Origin of the sequence: Mesorhizobium prunaredense, assembly GCF_900156895.1 — a bacterium.
GTDB classification, from domain to species: domain Bacteria; phylum Pseudomonadota; class Alphaproteobacteria; order Rhizobiales; family Rhizobiaceae; genus Mesorhizobium; species Mesorhizobium prunaredense.
On the sequence record NZ_FTPD01000019.1, the window covers coordinates 1 to 16,763 of the forward strand.

The window sequence follows — 16,763 nt, forward strand, 5'->3', positions numbered from 1 at the left end:
TCAGCCGCTGACGAAGTGGACTGATAGGTGCATCAAGAACAGGATAGGGCATGGTCAGCCTCCTTGTTGAAGAAGCCCGCCATGCTCTGCTCCAGCCGAACGACGCTCAACGCGAGCGCGACGATCGACCCATAACCCTTACCTCAACCACAGGGCGCCCTCCCGCGCGAGCGGGTTCGTTCTCCGGCCCCAAATGCGGTCATTCTGGAGCATGGCTCTGAACGTTGTGTCACGGGAGTATACGGGACGATACGGGAAGATTTCTTATTTTGGCCCACGAAAAACTCAGTAAATTCAACGATTTTGATATATCCTCCAGGCCTACCAAAATACACTTATAACATTTTGATTTTATTGGATTTTTTTTCAGCTGCCCACAAAGTGGACTCGAACCCCCTCGAGAGCAGTCAGCATGGAACAAACTGCCGTCTCATAGGCACGAGAGTTCCACCGCTCGAGCGACTGAGAGCATAGTATCAAAGACAAATAGCCAGTGCTGGAAACAGAATCAGTGTGTGAAGTAGTGCCGTTAAACTGCTGGAAAGGAGTCGTTTCTTCCCTCGGTGCATCAGCTTGCGTCAACTGAATTGCGGTCGCCGGTCTGCACCTCTGTGATTTCCCCGGTCGTCAGAAACACGAGCATTCCCCGATTCGTACCCGTGGCGGCCAGATAGTCTTTTAACTGACCGGCGTAAGCCGATCGCACGGCGGCGGATGGGCCGATATCTGACTTCCAGTCGATCACCACGCCAACTTTACCATTGTTGATCGTCATCGCGTCGGCCCGACCCGACAGAAGATAGCCTTCCCCAGCGGCCCAGATCGATAGTTCTGGAACAAGCAAAGGTCGAAGCGCAGCTATTTCCGGCAAAGCGATTGCTCGCAATGCGCAGCCTGACATTTCGACCGGGTCGGGCAGCGGCCCATCTTCGTTGGCCTTCGTCACAAGCTGGCTGAGCAAAACCTGGCCACGGCTAGTCGCCGCCGCACTCTCGGCTGGCAACTCGCCTGTCAGGAATTCCTCCATGAGTTTGTGTAGGATGATGCCCCTGATAACGCCGGCGCCGGCGATCTCGACGATCTCGCCTGGACTGTCGGTCGCTATGATTGTTTCGAAAGAATCGCCTAGGCGATCCTGATCGTGATCGCTGGGCCGCCGCCAGACGATGTGGGGAGCGCTCTCGTCCACCTTTTGCCGCTCGAGAGCAAAGGTGTCCTTCGACTGGTTGTTTTGCGCCCGGGGCGTCGAGCTGGTTTCTTTCGTCGTGAGGTCCGCAATTTCCAGCTCCGGCAAGGCCTGCTGTCCAAGATCGACGGAGCTGAACCAGGAGTTCTTCGTTGCCTGCGGAATGTGCGGAAGAATCAGCAGGTCTCGCGCTCTGGTGCAGGCGACATACCATATTCTCTCGCGCTGATTGGCCTCCTCCATGCTCTCTTCGGCGCGTGCCGCTGCAAGATCGGGCGGAGATATACCGCCAAGCATCCAGTGCAAGCTGTTGTCGGACTGCCTGTGCACAAATTGGTCGGGCCGATAAAGCTCGGTTGTTGAATTGATCAGGATCACCACAGGCCATTCCAGACCTTTCGCGCTGTGTATGGTCACCAGCTCGATGGCATGCTCGGCCGCGTCAACCCGGCCCTCGGCTGCTTTTTCCTTGCTCTCCCAATCCGCCTGGAGGTCGCGGACAAATGCGTGAAGTCCTGAAACACCGTAGACGCGTGCACGTTCGACCAATGCGTCCAGGTTTGCGATCGCGCGGGCATTGCGGTTCCGGTGCCGCGTAGCCACGATGACCCTGGCGTTCAGCCTTTCAATCGCTTCGGCCAGGATCAGGGCCGGCGTAGACATCGACACCTGGCTTCTCAGAGTCTGTAGCTCCTCCAGGATGGATTTGGCGAGCGGATGCCGCACCAGAGCCGGATCGGTTCGCACCGTGAAGAAACCTGGCCGGCTTTCGACCGATGGCAACGCCGCCGTAATGTCGAGAAGGTCCTGCTCCGTCAAGCCGACCAACGGGCCGCGCATGAGCGCGCCAAAGGCAAGCGTGTCCGATGAATCGGCCAATACGCGCAGCAAGGCCAGCACATCCTGCGTTTCTTGGCGCCGCATCAAGCTTAGACCGGCCTGTGATGACACAGCCAGGCCTAGCCGCTCCAGTTCGCGCTCATAGCGCCAAAGTTCGGTGTGACCGGGTGAAAGCAGCGCAATATCGCCCGCACAAAGCGGTGTGCGGCTTCCATCCGTCCGTGTAATCATGACGTTGCCGATCAGACGCGCACAGATATCGGCAACGCGCTCTGCCTCTGCCTCGCGAAACATCTCCGCATAGATCCGCCCCTCGGTTTCGACATGGATTGTGAACCGCGTGACGCAGGGCACCGGATAGGTGTATCCGGTAGGGTTGGCGCGAGGGCAACGTATCTTGGCTGCGAACCCTTGGTGAAAACCACTTCAAAACAATTGTTCACGTGCCGGATGATCGGTTGCTGCGATCTGAAATTCGCCGTGACCTCGATAACGTCACCCCACTCCTGCGCGAGAACCAGTCGGCGCGATAGCTCATAGGCTTCGATATCAGCGCCGCGGAAGCGATAGATGGCCTGCTTTGGATCTCCCACGAGGAACAGCGAGCCTGGGCGCAATCGGCTGTCCTGCCAGTGTTGGGCACGATCAGAAGTCGCTCCGATCGAGAAGAGAATTTCGATCTGAAGGCGATCCGTATCCTGAAACTCATCGACCAGCAGGTACTTGTAGCGATGGCCGATTGCGCGGCGCACCTCCTCGTGATCCCGGACAAGTGTACGCACATGAAGAAGGAGATCATCAAAGTCGAGCACCGCGGCCGCGCGCTTTCGCCGCTGATAGCTATCAAGCAATTGATCGAGCGACGAAGAGAGTTCGCAGACCAGTCGGCTGGCGATATGACCGATCAGTTGCTCCCAGGCGCCGCTGACAGCCTGGTAATGGTGGAGCTCGGCATCGCTGGCAGTCTCCTCGCGATATGCTCCGAACGACTCGGCCACCTCAGCATAGGGTCTGAGTTGAAGCCCTTTTTTGGTGAATAGCCGGGATTGGCTCGCCTCGCACAGCTTCCAGAGCGTCGCGAAGTCTGCCGGTCGTTCAAACGTGTTCTTGTAGCGCGCTGCCAATCGTTGCAGCTCCGCAGAAACCTGCGGCAGCCAACGTTGATCGTCGAGGCCTGCCTGCCATCTGTCAAAGTCGTCGACGCTCTGCACGAAAACGGTATCCGGGCGCCCATCCTGGGGCGGCGCAATTGGCGTTGCTCCAGGATGCTTCCTGCGCAGGAATGCGAGCTCGCGGATCAACTCGACGACCTGCAACGGGATCTGCTCAGCCAGAACAATGATCGGGTCGCCGTCTGCTGCGTGATCGCCAAGACGGCGCGAGAACCAGCCCGCCAGCTCTGAGCCCATCCGCCACGGCTGCATCGACAATGCGCGCACCAGGGTCTAGCCCTGCCTGAACGCCATGGCTGTGGATGATGGCTTGGCAAAAGCCGTGGATGGTGGTTGCGGTCAGCTCGTCGAGCTTGGGAGCCGCTGCGGCAAGCGCAGCATGCTGCGTCGACGTTAGACCCTCCGGTATCACCGACTTGATAAATGCGGGTATCTTGCCCGCAAGCAGCGCATCAACTGTCTCCTTGATCCGGTGGTTGAGCTGACTGGCCGCAATCTCGGTGAATGTGATGGCTGCAATGTCCCCGGGCAGGTGGCCGCGGGCGAGCATCATCGCGACACGGCCGGCCATCAGCGAGGTCTTACCGGTGCCGGCCGCGGCCTCCACCAGAAGTACCGACTGGAAGTCGGTCATCGCCCGGCGCCGCGCTGCCAGGTCGACGAGCGTCATGCGGACGAACTCCACAGCTTGTTGAGCGTCCCGTTGGCCGCGCGGAAATCGGAGGCCTTGCGACGCAGATAGCTCTCGCGATCCGCCGGAAGCGCGAGGCGCATATCGTCATAATTGATGTCTTTTTCCGTTCGCGGTGCGATCCGGCCACTTCGAAGGATGTCTGCGGCCGCGCCGAGATACTTGACGGCGTCCGCAATCGCGCTGTCGAGCTCATCTCCTCTCAATTGAAAGGTCGCAGGCTCATCGGCTAGGTAGACCAGCCTTGTCACAATCGTTCGAACTTCCGGAAGCAGAGTTCGCACCGCCATGGCGTAAAGCACGCGCTGCAACTCGCGCCCTTGTCCAAGAACGATACGCAGGTTCTTTGGTGGCGGCTTGACGCTTTTGTAATCCGTGATCTGTACGCCATCGCGGGAGGCGCGAAGGTCCATGCGATCCACCCGGCCACCAAAGACGAGCCCCGTGTCTGCGATTGCTATCTTGGTGGTCGCATCCCACGGCAGTTCCACGGCCGAGGGTTCATCCTGCCCGAATGGAATTTCGCTCCAGCTCTGTGTGCCTTCTCTCGTCGGTTCGTCGGCAGCAAGGCCCTTGGCGGTGCGACGGGCAGCCTCCCGCACGGTATGACGCCACAGAACGGGCGGTGGGACCGAGCGTTGCAGGGGCCACGTCGAGAGAATGGCGTCGGAAGCTGCAGCAATCGAGGCTTCGATTTGTTCGGCATTTGCACGCGCAAAGCGAGGTCCAAGCTCAAGGCTGGTGATGGCGCGGGCAATCAGCTCGTGCACAAGCTCGCCAAATGCGCTTGGGTCGAGCTGTAGCGGTTCCGGCTCGAGCTGGATCGAATGCCAACCCAGCGCATAGCGCCAAATGAAGCCCAACGGATCCCTTAGCAGTCGTTGCAGGGAGGTCGTCGACTGCGTGCGGGATAGCGAAGCCACGACCGCCGGATGATTTGGGGTGACCAAGCCGTCATGCGGTGTCAGTTCCGCATGCCGTTGCCAGTGCCGCCAGCAAAGTTGGCTCTGCCGCACGTGGTCGAGCTGCGCCGCGTCACGCGGCCGGGCCAAAAGGCGGTCTGCCTCACTGAAGGCGTGCTCTGGTATACGATCGCGCATTTGGACCAGCTCGCCCGCCGGCCACAGCGCGCTTGGCGAAAGGAGGCTGCCTTTGGCGCTGCGTTTTGGCCTCGATAGAACCAGCACATCACGAGTTCCGGCTCGAATGATTTCGAAGTGGCTTCGGTCGCGATCGGCCGTTGTGACCGGGTGCAGTCGACGGCGGTCAAGAAGATGATTAGGCAAAAGCGGGTCGTCATTTTCAAAACGCGGCCATGAACGACTGCTAAGGCCCAGCAGACGGGTGAATGGTCGCGGTGATGAAGCGAGATGGGAGGCAGGACACCAGACCACGCTGTTGACCGGATCGCGCCCATCGCTAACACGCAGTGCTTGCAAGGAGAGCGCGACCGCGTGGGGCGGGGTGCTTTGCAGCGCTTCGTTCCACATGGCCAGACTCGGCCCCGCCAGAAGCATCAGCCCCGCCTGTCGGCCAACCTCCGGTCCGCGCGAGAGAAGATCGAGCACGGGCAGCAGAATGCGTTCGGCGAGATCGCCCGTCTTGCGCTCTTCTCTGCCGGCCCTCATTGCCTCCCGCCATTGAATTATTGTCTTCAAGCCCGCTCGCCGCGGGATGGCCGCAAACCAATCATCCGGAAGTGACGTCACAAAGGGCCGCGACGGCAGCCGCCTGAGAAGCCTCCAAAAGCGATCTTGATTCAGGCCGTTGGTGAGAATGTCGGCCAGGGCGGCACACGCCTGGCCCTCAGGTGTGCTGAGTGCAGGGATACCGTGCGAAAAATGAAGCGGGAGGCCGGCATTGCGGGAATAGGCGAGGAAATTTTCGTCCCAGTCTGGTGTCGACGTAGCCGCAATGGCGATGTCTTCGGCCTGGACATTTCCTGATGACAGCAACTGACGCACCCATCGAAGCGCCTCAACGACCTCCGACTTTGGATCACCGCACACTTCTGCAGTCAGTCGCGGAGTGCATGGGGGGCGGGGGCTTAGCTTACCGTCGAACCATTGCGGCCCAGCCTGCTCGGGCAATTCCCACATGACCTCGGTGAAGCGGGCAATCGCATTGATCAAGGGACGCCAGACGGGGTCGATATCCGCGCATCCCGCTACTGTCACAGGGCCAAGCAAAATGTTGGCGAGCGAAGCGTGCGCCATGGCCTCGTCGCGGAGATCGCGAGGCAGCCTGCGAGACTTCGGAAGCTCGTCGCGTATTCGCATCTCGACGAGATGGAGATCGGCAAATCGGCCCGTCTGTGGAGAAAGACGCGCCAGGTCGATGTCGGCCCGCCATGCGGCGTCAAGCGCCTGCAGCACCGCTCGCGGCATGCCTGGCAGGTTAGCGACATCGCTGATGTCTTGGAATTCTTGCGCTGCAAGGGCAGTCTGAATGGCTGGGTAGAGAACATCCGTGCCCGCGGGCATGATGAATCCGCCAGCCAGGCGTGCGGCCAGTAAAGGGAGCGTCAGAACATCGCGGCCAAGCCTATGATCACGCGCCGCCCTAATCCGCTGTGTGCGGAAAGCCAATGGCCCATCGACGATAAGCGTCTGTCGCATGGCCTTTACGCAACCACCACCGAGCCAGGAATGATTGCGTCGCGGTCTATGTCGGCATGTGCTCCGAAATCATAGATTCTGTTGATCCGCCTGCCATCCCAGCGGAACCGGTAATGCGCGCCCTGGACTGCTTTTTCGACGAGGACGTCGGCGTTGAAGATGCTGATGAATTCACAACCCGGCAATTCGGCCAGGCCGAAGACGACGCCGACGGCGCCGTTCTCATACAGGTCCCGTCCCAACGCCCATCTGTCGGCCTGCGCCATGTCGGGAGGGACCCCGCGCAGGTCGACGAAGCTTCCAACGACTTTGTTGGTGATCATCCGCATGTCCACGCCGCACACGGGCTCATCGGTTCGAGAGAGAAATTCCTCGCGGCGAAGGACCGCTCTGGCTAGAGCCCCTCGAACATCCGATGCAAGCTCCATGACCGAGTAAGGCGGTGGCAGGAAATGGGTGCCTTCCGGCATGGGATAAGAGAACGGTGCGTGGTTCCAGTTCTGAAGTTTCGGCGAGATAGGATCAGCCGATGTATTCCCGCCTGTAATGCGTGACTTGGCGGCCAGGCGCGGATTCGTGATCGTTTCCAGCATGGTGGCAAACGCCTGCATCTCGCGAGAACTGAACTTCTCGTAGATTTCTATCGTGGGGTATTTGGAGGGGATCAGCCGGCGATAGTGCCCCTCAATTGGAATCTGCCGATATTTCAAGCTTACCCTCCACGTTGGGCATCGACATATTGTCGTACCCTTATGATATCGCTCAAGTTTCCGTTGAGCATGATGTCTAATGCGGCCTTTCCCTCAAAGTATCGATTTGGCCGCCGGATCCAGCGCACCGCCGCATCGGGCGAGTCGAGCAGGATCATGAGGGCCTTGTAGGTAGAGCCCAGGTGAGAAATTCGCTCGAGCGTATCCGACGAAACATCGCCACCATCCTTTCGCCAACGAAAGTAAGTCGAGCGTGCTGGCGACCCGAGCAATTTGATCTGCTGTTCGGTGTTCAAATCCCAGAGTTCCGCGAGTTCGAAGAAGAAATCCAAGGGCGAAGGCTGTGCCCGTTCGGGGTGGTCGGCTGTCTTGGTTCCTTTAGTCGTATCCATAGGTCTCCTCGATTAGTGTCAAATCGGACTTGATTTGCAAATCAAGTCCGATTATGCACAGTCTCATAACGGACTGAATCGGGACTATCCGTCCCTTCCGAGATTTCGTCAAGTGTGGCTGTCCGTCCGTGCGCCGCGAAGGAGAGAATTCATGGAAACTGCCCTAGAGAATGCCGATACCAAGTTGAAGTCCGCCAACGGGTCGTTCGCTGTAAAGATTTTCGACAAAAACTTCGACTTTGCCGATGTCACCCTCGACGACGAGAAGGTCACCGGCGCCCAGATCGCCTTGGCCGTGGGCAAGCATCCCGTCGAGACCTTTGTGGTGCTGCGGCATCTGGTGACCGGTGAGCTGGAAACCTTGCGACCGACCGAGACCTCCGTGCTGGACAAGAACCGGGTCAACCGCTTCTTCGTGGTAGAAGGCAGCCTTACCTATCGCTTCTTTGTGGAGGGCCTGGCGATGGAGTGGCCTCGCAGGAAGCTGATCGCGCGCCAGATCAAGTTTCTTGCTGGCGCCAGCGACGAGCAGGCATTGACCCTGGAGAGTGCCGGGGCAGATCTAATATTCGACGATGATGACGAGGTCGACATTGGCGGCGACGAGGTCGAGCGTTTCAAGCTGCGCAAGCGAAAGAAGACGGTGACTGTCATCTATGGTGGCGACACAGAATTCCAACTCGAGCGGCGCACCTATACGACTGAAGAACTGATGGCCGTATTCGGCGTTCCTGCCGGCTACAAGCTCGATATCATCGGCGCCGATGGCGATTTCCGCGAGATGGCTCCGGGCGAACGCCTCAAGGTCAAAGACGGGATGGAGTTCGCCTCTCATCCGCCGGTCGGACAATCGTCATGACACCGCACGATCAACTCGCTGCGTTGCGGCGCATCAACCGCCGTGCGGAACTGTGGGATGAGGCGGGACAACCGCTTGTCTTCCTGCCGGGCATGAATGTCAGGCATGCAGAGCGGACCGTGATGGTGGACGGTCTACTCTGCCCCCGCGGCCATTCTGGCTACACGACGCGCTTGTTTTTGTCACAAGCTTTCCCCAACCGCGGCCAGAACTGGACGGTCCATCAAATCCTCGGTCGGGTCTGGCACACCATGTCTTTTAACAATGTGCCCGCATCGCTCCGCTGGACAGAGATCCTTGCCAACCATCTGGGGCCGCTCAAATGAAAATCACGCTCAAGATCACCGGCGCGCTTCTCGATCAGGTCCGCCGCGATCTCGCCAGACCCCACGCATTTGCGCATGAGCGTGTCGGTTTCCTGACGGCGGGCGCCGCAGCCATGGCTGACGAACTCGTTCTCCTGGTTCGAGACTATATTGTGGTTGCCGACGATGACTATGAACTGGCCCGCGACGTCGGCGCCCGGATTGGGTCCAATGCCATGCGCAAGGCGGCGCAGGCAGCGTATAGACCGGCCAGCGCTCTCTTGCATGTCCATAGTCACGGTGGTCGCGGGCTCCCCCGCTTCAGCAGCGTAGACATTGAGAGTGGTGCCGTCTTTGTCCCTGGTTTTTTCCAGTCGTGCCCGAAGATGCCACACGGGTTGCTGGTGCTGAGCGACGATCGAGCAACCGGCACTCTTTGGCCCGGAGCTGGCAGGCATCCTGTCGCCATAGAGCGACTGGTGCGCATCGGCCAACCGATCGTCGAACAATGGGGTTCGAACTATGAACTGGCTTGATCGTCAGAGCTTTCTGGGGCCTCACAGCGAAGGGCGACTGGCCGAAGTGACCATCGGGCTGGTGGGGCTGGGCGGTGGCAATTCCCATGTTGCTCAACAGCTGGCTCATCTCGGCATCGGCAACTTCGTCCTGGCAGACGGGGATCGCATCTCGTTGACCAATCTCAACAGACTGATCGGCGGAACCTGGTGGAACGTGCTCAAGCGGACGGCCAAGGTTGAAATCATGCGGCGTATGATCAAGGCCATCAATCCCAGGGCCCATGTCGAAATTCATCGCAAACAATGGCAACTCGCTGGCGACGCGTTCAAGCGCTGCGACATTATCGTGGGCGGGCTCGACAACTTGCGCGGCAAGGACGAACTCGATGCCTTCTGCCGGCGGTTCCTTATTCCCTATCTCGATCAGGGCATGGACGTTCACAAGCTTCAGACCGGAGACGGGCACCTTGTCGCCGGCCAGGTCGTCCTGTCTCAGCCGGGAAGTCCTTGCCTGCGCTGCCTTGGCATCGTCAGCGAGGCGGCTTTGGCCGAAGAGGCTGGCAGATATGGTGCTGCGGGCGGCCGGCCGCAGGTTGTGTGGTCGAATGGCGTGCTCGCCTCGCTCGCGGTAGGTCTCGTTGTGCAACTCGTCACGCCATGGAACCGGCGGGACAAGGCAGGCGCATATCTCTCTTTTGATGCCAACACCGGCCTGATCACCGAGGCCGAGCGGTTCCGCCGCTGGTCGGCATCCTGCCCGCACTATCCACTGACGGCGGTCGGAGACCCAGGCTTCGATATCCGCAAGTTCACCGACCGCATCACAACATCCGATCACCGGCCTTCTCGTTGGCGCCGTCTGTTGTCTACCGTGCTGCGCAAATTGGTGGCCGTCGGTAGATGAATGCCGTGAGACAGGGACACTGATCTTGCGTGGGAAGGCGGAAGGACGGCAGATTGCCCAGGATCGCAATGGGGAGAAATTCAGTTGCTGTGGCAATATCGAGCCGAGACTCAGGACAGACCACTTCTGGAGGCGGTTTTTGCTTCGCGGCGGTGCCCTTGCTGCGGAACCAACCCGGTCATGCGCTCTGCTGACACCGAGGCAAATTCCGAGGGGCAGCGATACTCTGTCTATCTCGAAGTGCTCGTATGCGGCCTTTGCGGTTGGTGGTTTGTCTCAAGAGACTCATGGGACAGCTCTTGCGGCAGCGTTCCTGACAGGGCTCATAGATCCGTGGTTGCATCCGGCGCAGCTCTGGCCACCTTTTCCGAAGGCCCAGATGCTGACGAGATACGGTTGCTTGAAACTGAAACCGGGCAGCATCTCGCCAGGCATGGCAAATCAGAAGCTTGGCCGATTCTGGAAGATGTGAGCGCAGCGATTCTAATGCAATTCGGCCACCAGGTTCTAGGCACCGGGCGATCGAAAGACGGCGGCGTCGACATTATTGTGGATCTCGCAGGCCATGCCGGTCAGGCCTATGTTCAGGTAAAGCATCAAAAGAACAAGGTGCAGGTCGGTGTGCTGCGGGAGCTTGTCGGCACCATGACTCGAGATGGGAGGACCCACGGTCTTATCGTAACGTCGTCTAAATTCACTCGCGGTGTGTATTCAGAGAACAACCTTTTTGCTCAGCGGGGTCTCGTTGTCGAATTGGTGGATGGGCAAAAATTTCTGTCTGCCCTTCACCTTACCCATCGAACAGCTCCTCCGACGCTCGCGGAGGTTACCGCGGTCGCAAGGCCTAGCATTGATGTATTCTCGGGCGAGGTTAACCTTTAGCTCGGTCAGTGACTGATCGTCGGTGTCATTTTCGGACCTCCGGTGATCATAGGGCTAGCCGCCTTTCAGGAGTTCATGTCGGCTCGTGGGTATACCGCTCAACCATGTCCATAAAGTCTGCGCCATCGCCGTGGCAAGTGTCGCGCTGCGGTAGCAGCTGCTTGACTTGCAAAGATGTCGTCGTACATTGCGAATACTCAAAACACGGTCGTATCGGGCATGTCTTCAACAGATCCTGGATATGACCAGTTCGGCACTCCGGTCAAACGCTTTGGCAGTGCCATTCTGCGGCGGAAACCGGAGGCAGGCGCGCTCCCAACTAAAGCAGCTATCAATATTCTCGGCTTGCATCTCAACGTTTCCACCGGGGGGTCGTTGACCCTCCCGACTACTGGTATCTAACTGGTTCCTGGAATGGCAACGTCACGATAAACGGCAGTTCCCCGGAGCTGCATTTGATCGCAGATCTGGAGGTGCATTCAACTTTCTTGCTCTCGTGCGACATGGTTGTCGGGGGAATTCGGCTAGGCTTCCTGATGGATACTCCAAGCAGGTGCTGGATGCAGCTTGGTTTCCTCGGGGAGTTCAACGCCATTCTTTGAGGTTAGCGGGCGAAATTTCACCGTAGCCTGAGTGAAGTATACAACTTCCTTCTTTCTAACGATCAAGTCGAGTTATAGCATGTTGGCGCTTCCATAGTGCCGGAACGCTAGTCGAAACGATAGTAGCTATAAAAATAGAGGGGAGGGGGCATTGCTGTATTCAGTGTTGCGCTTGGCCATTGTGGCCATTTTCTTATCGACCAGTTGTGCATTGGCGCAAGATACGACGCCCCGGGTCTCGGCGCCTTGCGTGGCAGTAAAGAACTCGGCTGACTCTAACCTCGACGAGAAAATCAAGGGGCTGAATGTCAAGGCGGACGACCTTAAGGCTCGCATCGCTAAGCTATCCGACGGGTCGGAAAAGAGCGCTCTAGATAAGCAGCTGAAAGATATCCAGGAGCAACTGCTCGACCTTGTCTTCGAGCAGGAATGCACCCGTTCTGACCTCACTATCCAGGTACTTCGAGGCCCCAGCGACCCGGCCACAAAATGGATCGAGATAACAACCTATTTCGCGACGAACAGAAAACCAACGGGCAGCACGACGCCGGAGGATTTCTTCGGTGCGGAGCGCACGAGCGACAATCAGTTCGGCAAGACCATTGTCTCGATCCCGACCGCAAGGAAGGCTGGGGAATTGAATCTCCCAAGCCTCTGGCGGTTCGAATTAAGCCCGGACCCATCCAAACATTTCGTCTTCAAGCAGGTCGTTCCCCTGGATTCCGCGATTGCAATCTCTGAGATAGGCAAGGAACTCGCCAAGAAGTCCTCACTTCTTGTTTTCGTGCACGGATATAATGTCAGTTTCGCGGATGCGGCCCTGCGAACCGCTCAGCTCGCACACGATCTGTCCTTTCCTGGCACCGCCGTGTTTTTCAGCTGGCCGTCTGCTGGCACGACAAAGGGATATTGGCACGACGAAGAGACGGTTCAGTTGTCGGAAACAGCTTTCGACTCCTTCTTGGACAAGATCGCGGGATTGGGAGCCTCGGAGGTTTTCTTGGTCGCGCACAGCATGGGCAATCGCTTGGTCATGTCGGTTCTGGAGGATCGCGCGTCGAAAGGAAAAACAATCCCGAACCTGCGGGAGCTCATGCTGGCGGCCCCCGACATTAACGCGGAGATTTTCCGCGAAAAGATAGTTCCTGGCCTAGCCGCGCTCGACGTTCACAAAACGATTTACGCGTCCAGCTCTGATGTTGCGCTGCGGGCATCAAAGGTTGTGCACGATTACCGCCGCGTCGGCGAAACGGCAGGCGGCGTTCAGACCTTCACCGGCTTCGAGACCGTTGACGCGACCTCTGTGGCGCCGGTCGTTCGCTCCTTCGGACACTCCTACGTGGTAGACAGCACCAAGGTGCTCGGAGACATGGCCGATACTTTCTACCTGCACTTCAACGCCGATCAGCGAAGTCTACCGAAAGAGGGAACACCTCCCGACAACTGGTGGGTCCTCAAGTAAGAAGCGAGCGGACGATGTCGAAGCTTCGGCGATCGATCGTTGTGGCGATATCCGTGCTCCTCGCATCGCCGGTGTTTGCGCAGCAGGCAATTGATGCCGTCATTGCTCAAGCCCGCCAGTTCACCGACCGAGGCGAATATCGGCAATCACTGGCGATCCTGGATGGGCTTCCGGGAACCGCGGCGATGCAGCGAACAGATCAGCGAGCCGCTGCCGTGATCCGTGCCGAGGACCTGTGGGGGGAGGGCCGCTTCGACGAGGCGGCCGCTCCCGCCCAAGCAGCGCTCGATGCCTCAGACGGCGTCTCCAAGGGAGACCTTGCGGATACGCTGCTGCTCATCGCACGGATCGCGGTATCCCGCGAAGCACCTCCGGCCGAGGCTCTCGGACGAGCCCTGCAGGCCGCCGTGGAGGCCGATGGACCGGACGGCCTGCGAGCTTTGAGGGTGAAAGACAGGGTCGCGCTCGTCTTCTCCACCTCCGATCCCGCCCAGGCCGAACAGACGATACGAGATGTCATCGCAAAGGCGGATCTGCTGCCAGGCGATCCCGCGCGAGACAAGCTCCGATTTCGCAACACCCTTGGTATCACCCTTCTTCGTCAATCCAAGTTCGAGGCCGCTAAAGACACCCTGACCGCCGCTTACAAGGGCCGGCTCAGCCTGCTTTCGCAAACGCATCCAGAGACCCTGGAGAGCGAGCACAACCTCGGCTACGCTTTGCGTCGCCTTGGGGCCACTCAGGAAGCTGATACCGTCCTCGAGGATGTGCGCCGGCTGCGCACCCAGGTGCTTGGCGCTGACCATCCCGACACGCTCGTGACCCGCACGTTGATTGTCAGGCAGCTGATCGACAAGTCACAGTTTGATGCGGCCTTGGCAGAGATGCGGGCAATAACCGACATCCTGTCGGCACGCTTTGGCGCTGACAATGTGCGCAGGATTGAGGCCCAGACCGATATGGCGGATGTTCTTTTCCGTGTCGGACGTGTCTCCGAAGCCATCGATATGGCAGGCCAGACCTATTCGCTGGCGGTGAAGGCCCTCGGCGAGGACAAACCCAGCGCAATGAACATTGGACACCAATACGCCGGGTTGCTCTATCAGGCTGGCCGTTACGGTGAGGCATTGCAAATTTATCAGCGAATCCTGCGAACCAGCAGTGCGCTATATGGCGACAGCAACATCGATACCATAGCCACGTTGCACAACATCGCAGCGGTGCTCTCCGACCTCGGGAGAAATGACGACGCCATCGAGGCCTATCGATACATCGACGATGTTCTGGCCAAGCAGCTTCCGGATTCTCACCCGAGCCGCCTGAGCGTGCTCAACAACCTTGCACAGTCGTTGAGGAACGCGGGTCGCTATGACGAGGCGTTGGAAATCATAACGCGAGTGGTTCTGCGCCGCACAGAGGCCCTCGGCGCGGAGAACCAGTTGACGTTGGTCTCGCGGAGCAATCAGGCAGCCATTTTGGCCGCGCTCGGCCGCTATCCTGAGGCGATCGCTGCCCATCGTCAGATCTATGCGATCAGGGCACGGGTGTTCGGCGAGACGCATCTCGACACGTTGAAGAGCCTTCACAATCTGGCCTCGACGTTGGCTGAAGCGGGACAGCGAGTTGAAGCGCGCCGCCTCTTCGAACAGGTGTGTGCGCTTCGCACCCGATATCTCGGGCCAAATAACGTCGACACGGTGATCTCCCTGCGTGGGCTGGCCGGCCTCCTCGCCGAAGATGGGGATCTGGAGGGGGCACGAACGCTGTATCGTCGCATTGTCGATGCCGCCGAAGCACTTCGCACCAATGGAGGACTGCCAGACACGCTGCGACGGAGTTTCTTTTCCACCATTACGCCGGCGTACAAGTCGCTGGCTATTGTGGAAGCGCGTCTTGGAAACTTCGACGCCGCTTTGAGGGCTGCCGAGCTCTCCAAAGCTCGCACCCTGATCGAAACCTCCTCAGCCCGTGGAACGGCACGCAACGCACTGCCCGAGAGCGATCGAGCCACCCTTTCCGATTTCGAATTTAGAATCTCGGTTCTTGACGGGCGTATTCCTACGGTGACCGACGTCGCCCTGCGCGCAGACCTGGAGGCTCAGCGCAATGGACTGGCCGCAAGTTTCGCGGCGTTCGACGCCGGTTTGCGATCCAAGCATGCGTTTTATCGCGAGGCGACCGCCTTCCGACTTGCTGATGCGAAAGACGCAACCGCGCTTGTCTCCGACGACGATGTCCTTCTCGACTTCGTCCAGAGCGACACTGACTTGCTGTTGATTTGGATTGACGGCAAGGGGCGCAAAGGTACCGCCATCCTGGCGCCTTATCCGAATCTTTCCGCGACACTTGAAGCCTATCGGATCGCCTTGGCCACACCTGATGGCGTCAGCGGACTCCGCTATCCGCCGCCTGGCAGGCCGAGAAGACTGCTCTGGAAACTCAACGATGGCTCATATCGGCTGCAAGCAGACGAGAGCGGGGCGATCGACGGCGCAAAACTCGTCAACGACATCGAGGCAATCAGGCTGGACTTGTCCTCCTGGTTCGTGACGGCGCTGCCTGCTGAGGTAAGGGCCGCGCGCCGTTGGCACGTGAGCCCTGATGGTCCGCTTGCATCGATCCCAATCGAGACTTTGAAAGCCGACGGCGCATATCTGATCGAAACCCATGATATTTCGTCAATTCAATCGATATCCCTGATGGCTTTGTCGAGGGACCGCCTGAAACGCTATGCCGGGCTCGGGCGCTCTCAAATGCTGGCAGTCGGAGATCCGGTCTATTCCAACGAACCTTTATCCGAAAAGGCAGCGTCAGGCATTGATGCGGCGGTGCGCGCCGCTTCCGCCCTCCCGACGGGGCAGATTACCTGGTCGAACCTGCCGGGCTCGGCAGAGGAACTGAAGAAGCTGGCATCCCTGTTCGGCTTGAAAGCCGGTGACGATCTGTTTTCAGGCAACGACGCTTCTGAGTCCAATGTCAGGCGTCTCCAGCACGAAGGTGCCCTGCAGCGTTACCGCTATCTGATTTTCTCGACACATGGATACCTTGACCAACGCAATCCCGAATTGAGCGGGATCGTCTTGTCGCAGACGAATTTGACCGAGGGTGACGACGGCTATTTGAGGGCGTCGGAGCTTTCGGCCTACGATTTTCGGAGTGACCTAGTCGTTATCTCAGGGTGCGAGACTGGAGTGGGCAAATGGGTCTCCGGGGAGGGTATCCTTGGACTGCCCTTCGCCCTCTTCGCCGGCGGCAACGCGAGTACCATTCTCACCTTGTGGCCTGTACAAGATGAAAGCACTGCTCAATTCGTCGAACGGTTCTTTCGCAAGCTCAAGGACGGAGCAACGCCAAGCGTCGCTCTGTCGGAGACGAAGCGCGAATTTATACTGAGCGACAACCCGGCTCAGCGTCTACCGCTCGTCTGGGCGCCTTTTGTCTACTATGGTGATTGACCATGCTTCAGCAACCGAAGGACTGACGCTGGCTGCGCATAACTGAAAGCTGGCAGATTGAGATGCAAGGCCCTTGGTGGTCGCCGATGGTGCGATGCTGCCTGCTTCTCTGCCGAGGATGGAGACATGACGAAAACGAGAACATAAGTTAAACGGGTTCGAATCTA

General features: G+C 58.8%; 13 protein-coding genes. 7 read left to right on the forward strand and 6 right to left on the reverse strand.

Going from position 1 to position 16,763, the window contains the following annotated elements; translation table 11 throughout:
• Positions 1 to 568: 568 nt before the first annotated feature.
• The 6 genes from BQ8794_RS36545 to BQ8794_RS15790 form a co-directional block, all read right to left on the reverse strand.
• On the reverse strand, positions 569 to 2,320 hold the full coding sequence (locus tag BQ8794_RS36545) for a 3'-5' exonuclease (RefSeq protein ID WP_244554995.1): 1,752 nt from the start codon (positions 2,318 to 2,320) through the stop codon (positions 569 to 571).
• Positions 2,269 to 3,435 carry a UvrD-helicase domain-containing protein gene (locus BQ8794_RS36550; RefSeq protein ID WP_244554996.1) on the reverse strand — a complete coding sequence of 389 codons (1,167 nt, stop codon included), beginning with the start codon at positions 3,433 to 3,435 and terminating at the stop codon, positions 2,269 to 2,271. The genes BQ8794_RS36545 and BQ8794_RS36550 overlap by 52 nt, the downstream gene beginning before the upstream one ends.
• Complete coding sequence (locus tag BQ8794_RS36555) at positions 3,353 to 3,868, reverse strand: UvrD-helicase domain-containing protein (protein ID WP_244554997.1); 516 nt, start codon at positions 3,866 to 3,868, stop codon at positions 3,353 to 3,355. The genes BQ8794_RS36550 and BQ8794_RS36555 overlap by 83 nt, the downstream gene beginning before the upstream one ends.
• A complete protein-coding gene (locus tag BQ8794_RS15780) occupies positions 3,865 to 6,372 on the reverse strand; it encodes a PD-(D/E)XK nuclease family protein (RefSeq protein WP_167378754.1) in 2,508 nt (835 codons plus the stop codon). The genes BQ8794_RS36555 and BQ8794_RS15780 overlap by 4 nt, the downstream gene beginning before the upstream one ends.
• Before the next feature lie 140 nt (positions 6,373 to 6,512).
• Entirely contained in the window at positions 6,513 to 7,217 is a 705-nt protein-coding gene (locus BQ8794_RS15785; RefSeq protein ID WP_077379146.1) for an RES family NAD+ phosphorylase, read from the reverse strand.
• 2 nt (positions 7,218 to 7,219) lie between these two features.
• The gene (locus BQ8794_RS15790; protein WP_077379148.1) at positions 7,220 to 7,609 is read right to left on the reverse strand and encodes an antitoxin Xre/MbcA/ParS toxin-binding domain-containing protein; all 390 of its coding nucleotides are present in this window, start codon (positions 7,607 to 7,609) and stop codon (positions 7,220 to 7,222) included.
• A 184-nt stretch (positions 7,610 to 7,793) separates the two neighbouring features.
• On the opposite strand from BQ8794_RS15790, the gene BQ8794_RS15795 reads away from it, so the two are divergent.
• The 7 genes from BQ8794_RS15795 (at position 7,794) to BQ8794_RS15825 (ending at position 16,596) form a co-directional block, all read left to right on the forward strand.
• On the forward strand, positions 7,794 to 8,468 hold the full coding sequence (locus BQ8794_RS15795) for a multiubiquitin domain-containing protein (protein ID WP_167378755.1): 675 nt from the start codon (positions 7,794 to 7,796) through the stop codon (positions 8,466 to 8,468).
• A complete protein-coding gene (locus BQ8794_RS15800; protein ID WP_077379152.1) occupies positions 8,465 to 8,794 on the forward strand; it encodes a hypothetical protein in 330 nt (109 codons plus the stop codon). The genes BQ8794_RS15795 and BQ8794_RS15800 overlap by 4 nt, the downstream gene beginning before the upstream one ends.
• Complete coding sequence (locus BQ8794_RS15805) at positions 8,791 to 9,309, forward strand: hypothetical protein (RefSeq protein ID WP_077379154.1); 519 nt, start codon at positions 8,791 to 8,793, stop codon at positions 9,307 to 9,309. The genes BQ8794_RS15800 and BQ8794_RS15805 overlap by 4 nt, the downstream gene beginning before the upstream one ends.
• Positions 9,296 to 10,195: a HesA/MoeB/ThiF family protein gene (locus BQ8794_RS15810; RefSeq protein WP_077379156.1), complete on the forward strand. Its 900-nt coding sequence runs from the start codon at positions 9,296 to 9,298 to the stop codon at positions 10,193 to 10,195. The genes BQ8794_RS15805 and BQ8794_RS15810 overlap by 14 nt, the downstream gene beginning before the upstream one ends.
• Positions 10,196 to 10,591: 396 nt before the next feature.
• Positions 10,592 to 11,077 (forward strand): restriction endonuclease, encoded by a 486-nt coding sequence (locus tag BQ8794_RS15815; protein WP_167378756.1) that lies wholly within the window; start codon positions 10,592 to 10,594, stop codon positions 11,075 to 11,077.
• 753 nt (positions 11,078 to 11,830) lie between these two features.
• The gene (locus tag BQ8794_RS15820; RefSeq protein ID WP_077379160.1) at positions 11,831 to 13,141 is read left to right on the forward strand and encodes an alpha/beta hydrolase; all 1,311 of its coding nucleotides are present in this window, start codon (positions 11,831 to 11,833) and stop codon (positions 13,139 to 13,141) included.
• A gap of 14 nt (positions 13,142 to 13,155) precedes the next feature.
• Positions 13,156 to 16,596, forward strand: coding sequence for a CHAT domain-containing tetratricopeptide repeat protein (locus tag BQ8794_RS15825; protein ID WP_077379162.1), 3,441 nt, complete (start codon positions 13,156 to 13,158; stop codon positions 16,594 to 16,596).
• The last annotated feature ends 167 nt before the right edge of the window (positions 16,597 to 16,763 follow it).

Coding starts and splice junctions, on each gene's coding strand:
- BQ8794_RS15825 (WP_077379162.1), top strand. CDS start 13,156: ATGTCGAAGCTTCGGCGATCGATCGTTGTGGCGATATCCGTGCTCCTC.
- BQ8794_RS15790 (WP_077379148.1), bottom strand. CDS start 7,609: ATGGATACGACTAAAGGAACCAAGACAGCCGACCACCCCGAACGGGCA.
- BQ8794_RS15800 (WP_077379152.1), top strand. CDS start 8,465: ATGACACCGCACGATCAACTCGCTGCGTTGCGGCGCATCAACCGCCGT.
- BQ8794_RS15780 (WP_167378754.1), bottom strand. CDS start 6,372: ATGCCCGCGGGCACGGATGTTCTCTACCCAGCCATTCAGACTGCCCTT.
- BQ8794_RS36550 (WP_244554996.1), bottom strand. CDS start 3,435: ATGGGCTCAGAGCTGGCGGGCTGGTTCTCGCGCCGTCTTGGCGATCAC.
- BQ8794_RS15805 (WP_077379154.1), top strand. CDS start 8,791: ATGAAAATCACGCTCAAGATCACCGGCGCGCTTCTCGATCAGGTCCGC.
- BQ8794_RS15810 (WP_077379156.1), top strand. CDS start 9,296: ATGAACTGGCTTGATCGTCAGAGCTTTCTGGGGCCTCACAGCGAAGGG.
- BQ8794_RS36555 (WP_244554997.1), bottom strand. CDS start 3,868: ATGACGCTCGTCGACCTGGCAGCGCGGCGCCGGGCGATGACCGACTTC.
- BQ8794_RS36545 (WP_244554995.1), bottom strand. CDS start 2,320: ATGTTTCGCGAGGCAGAGGCAGAGCGCGTTGCCGATATCTGTGCGCGT.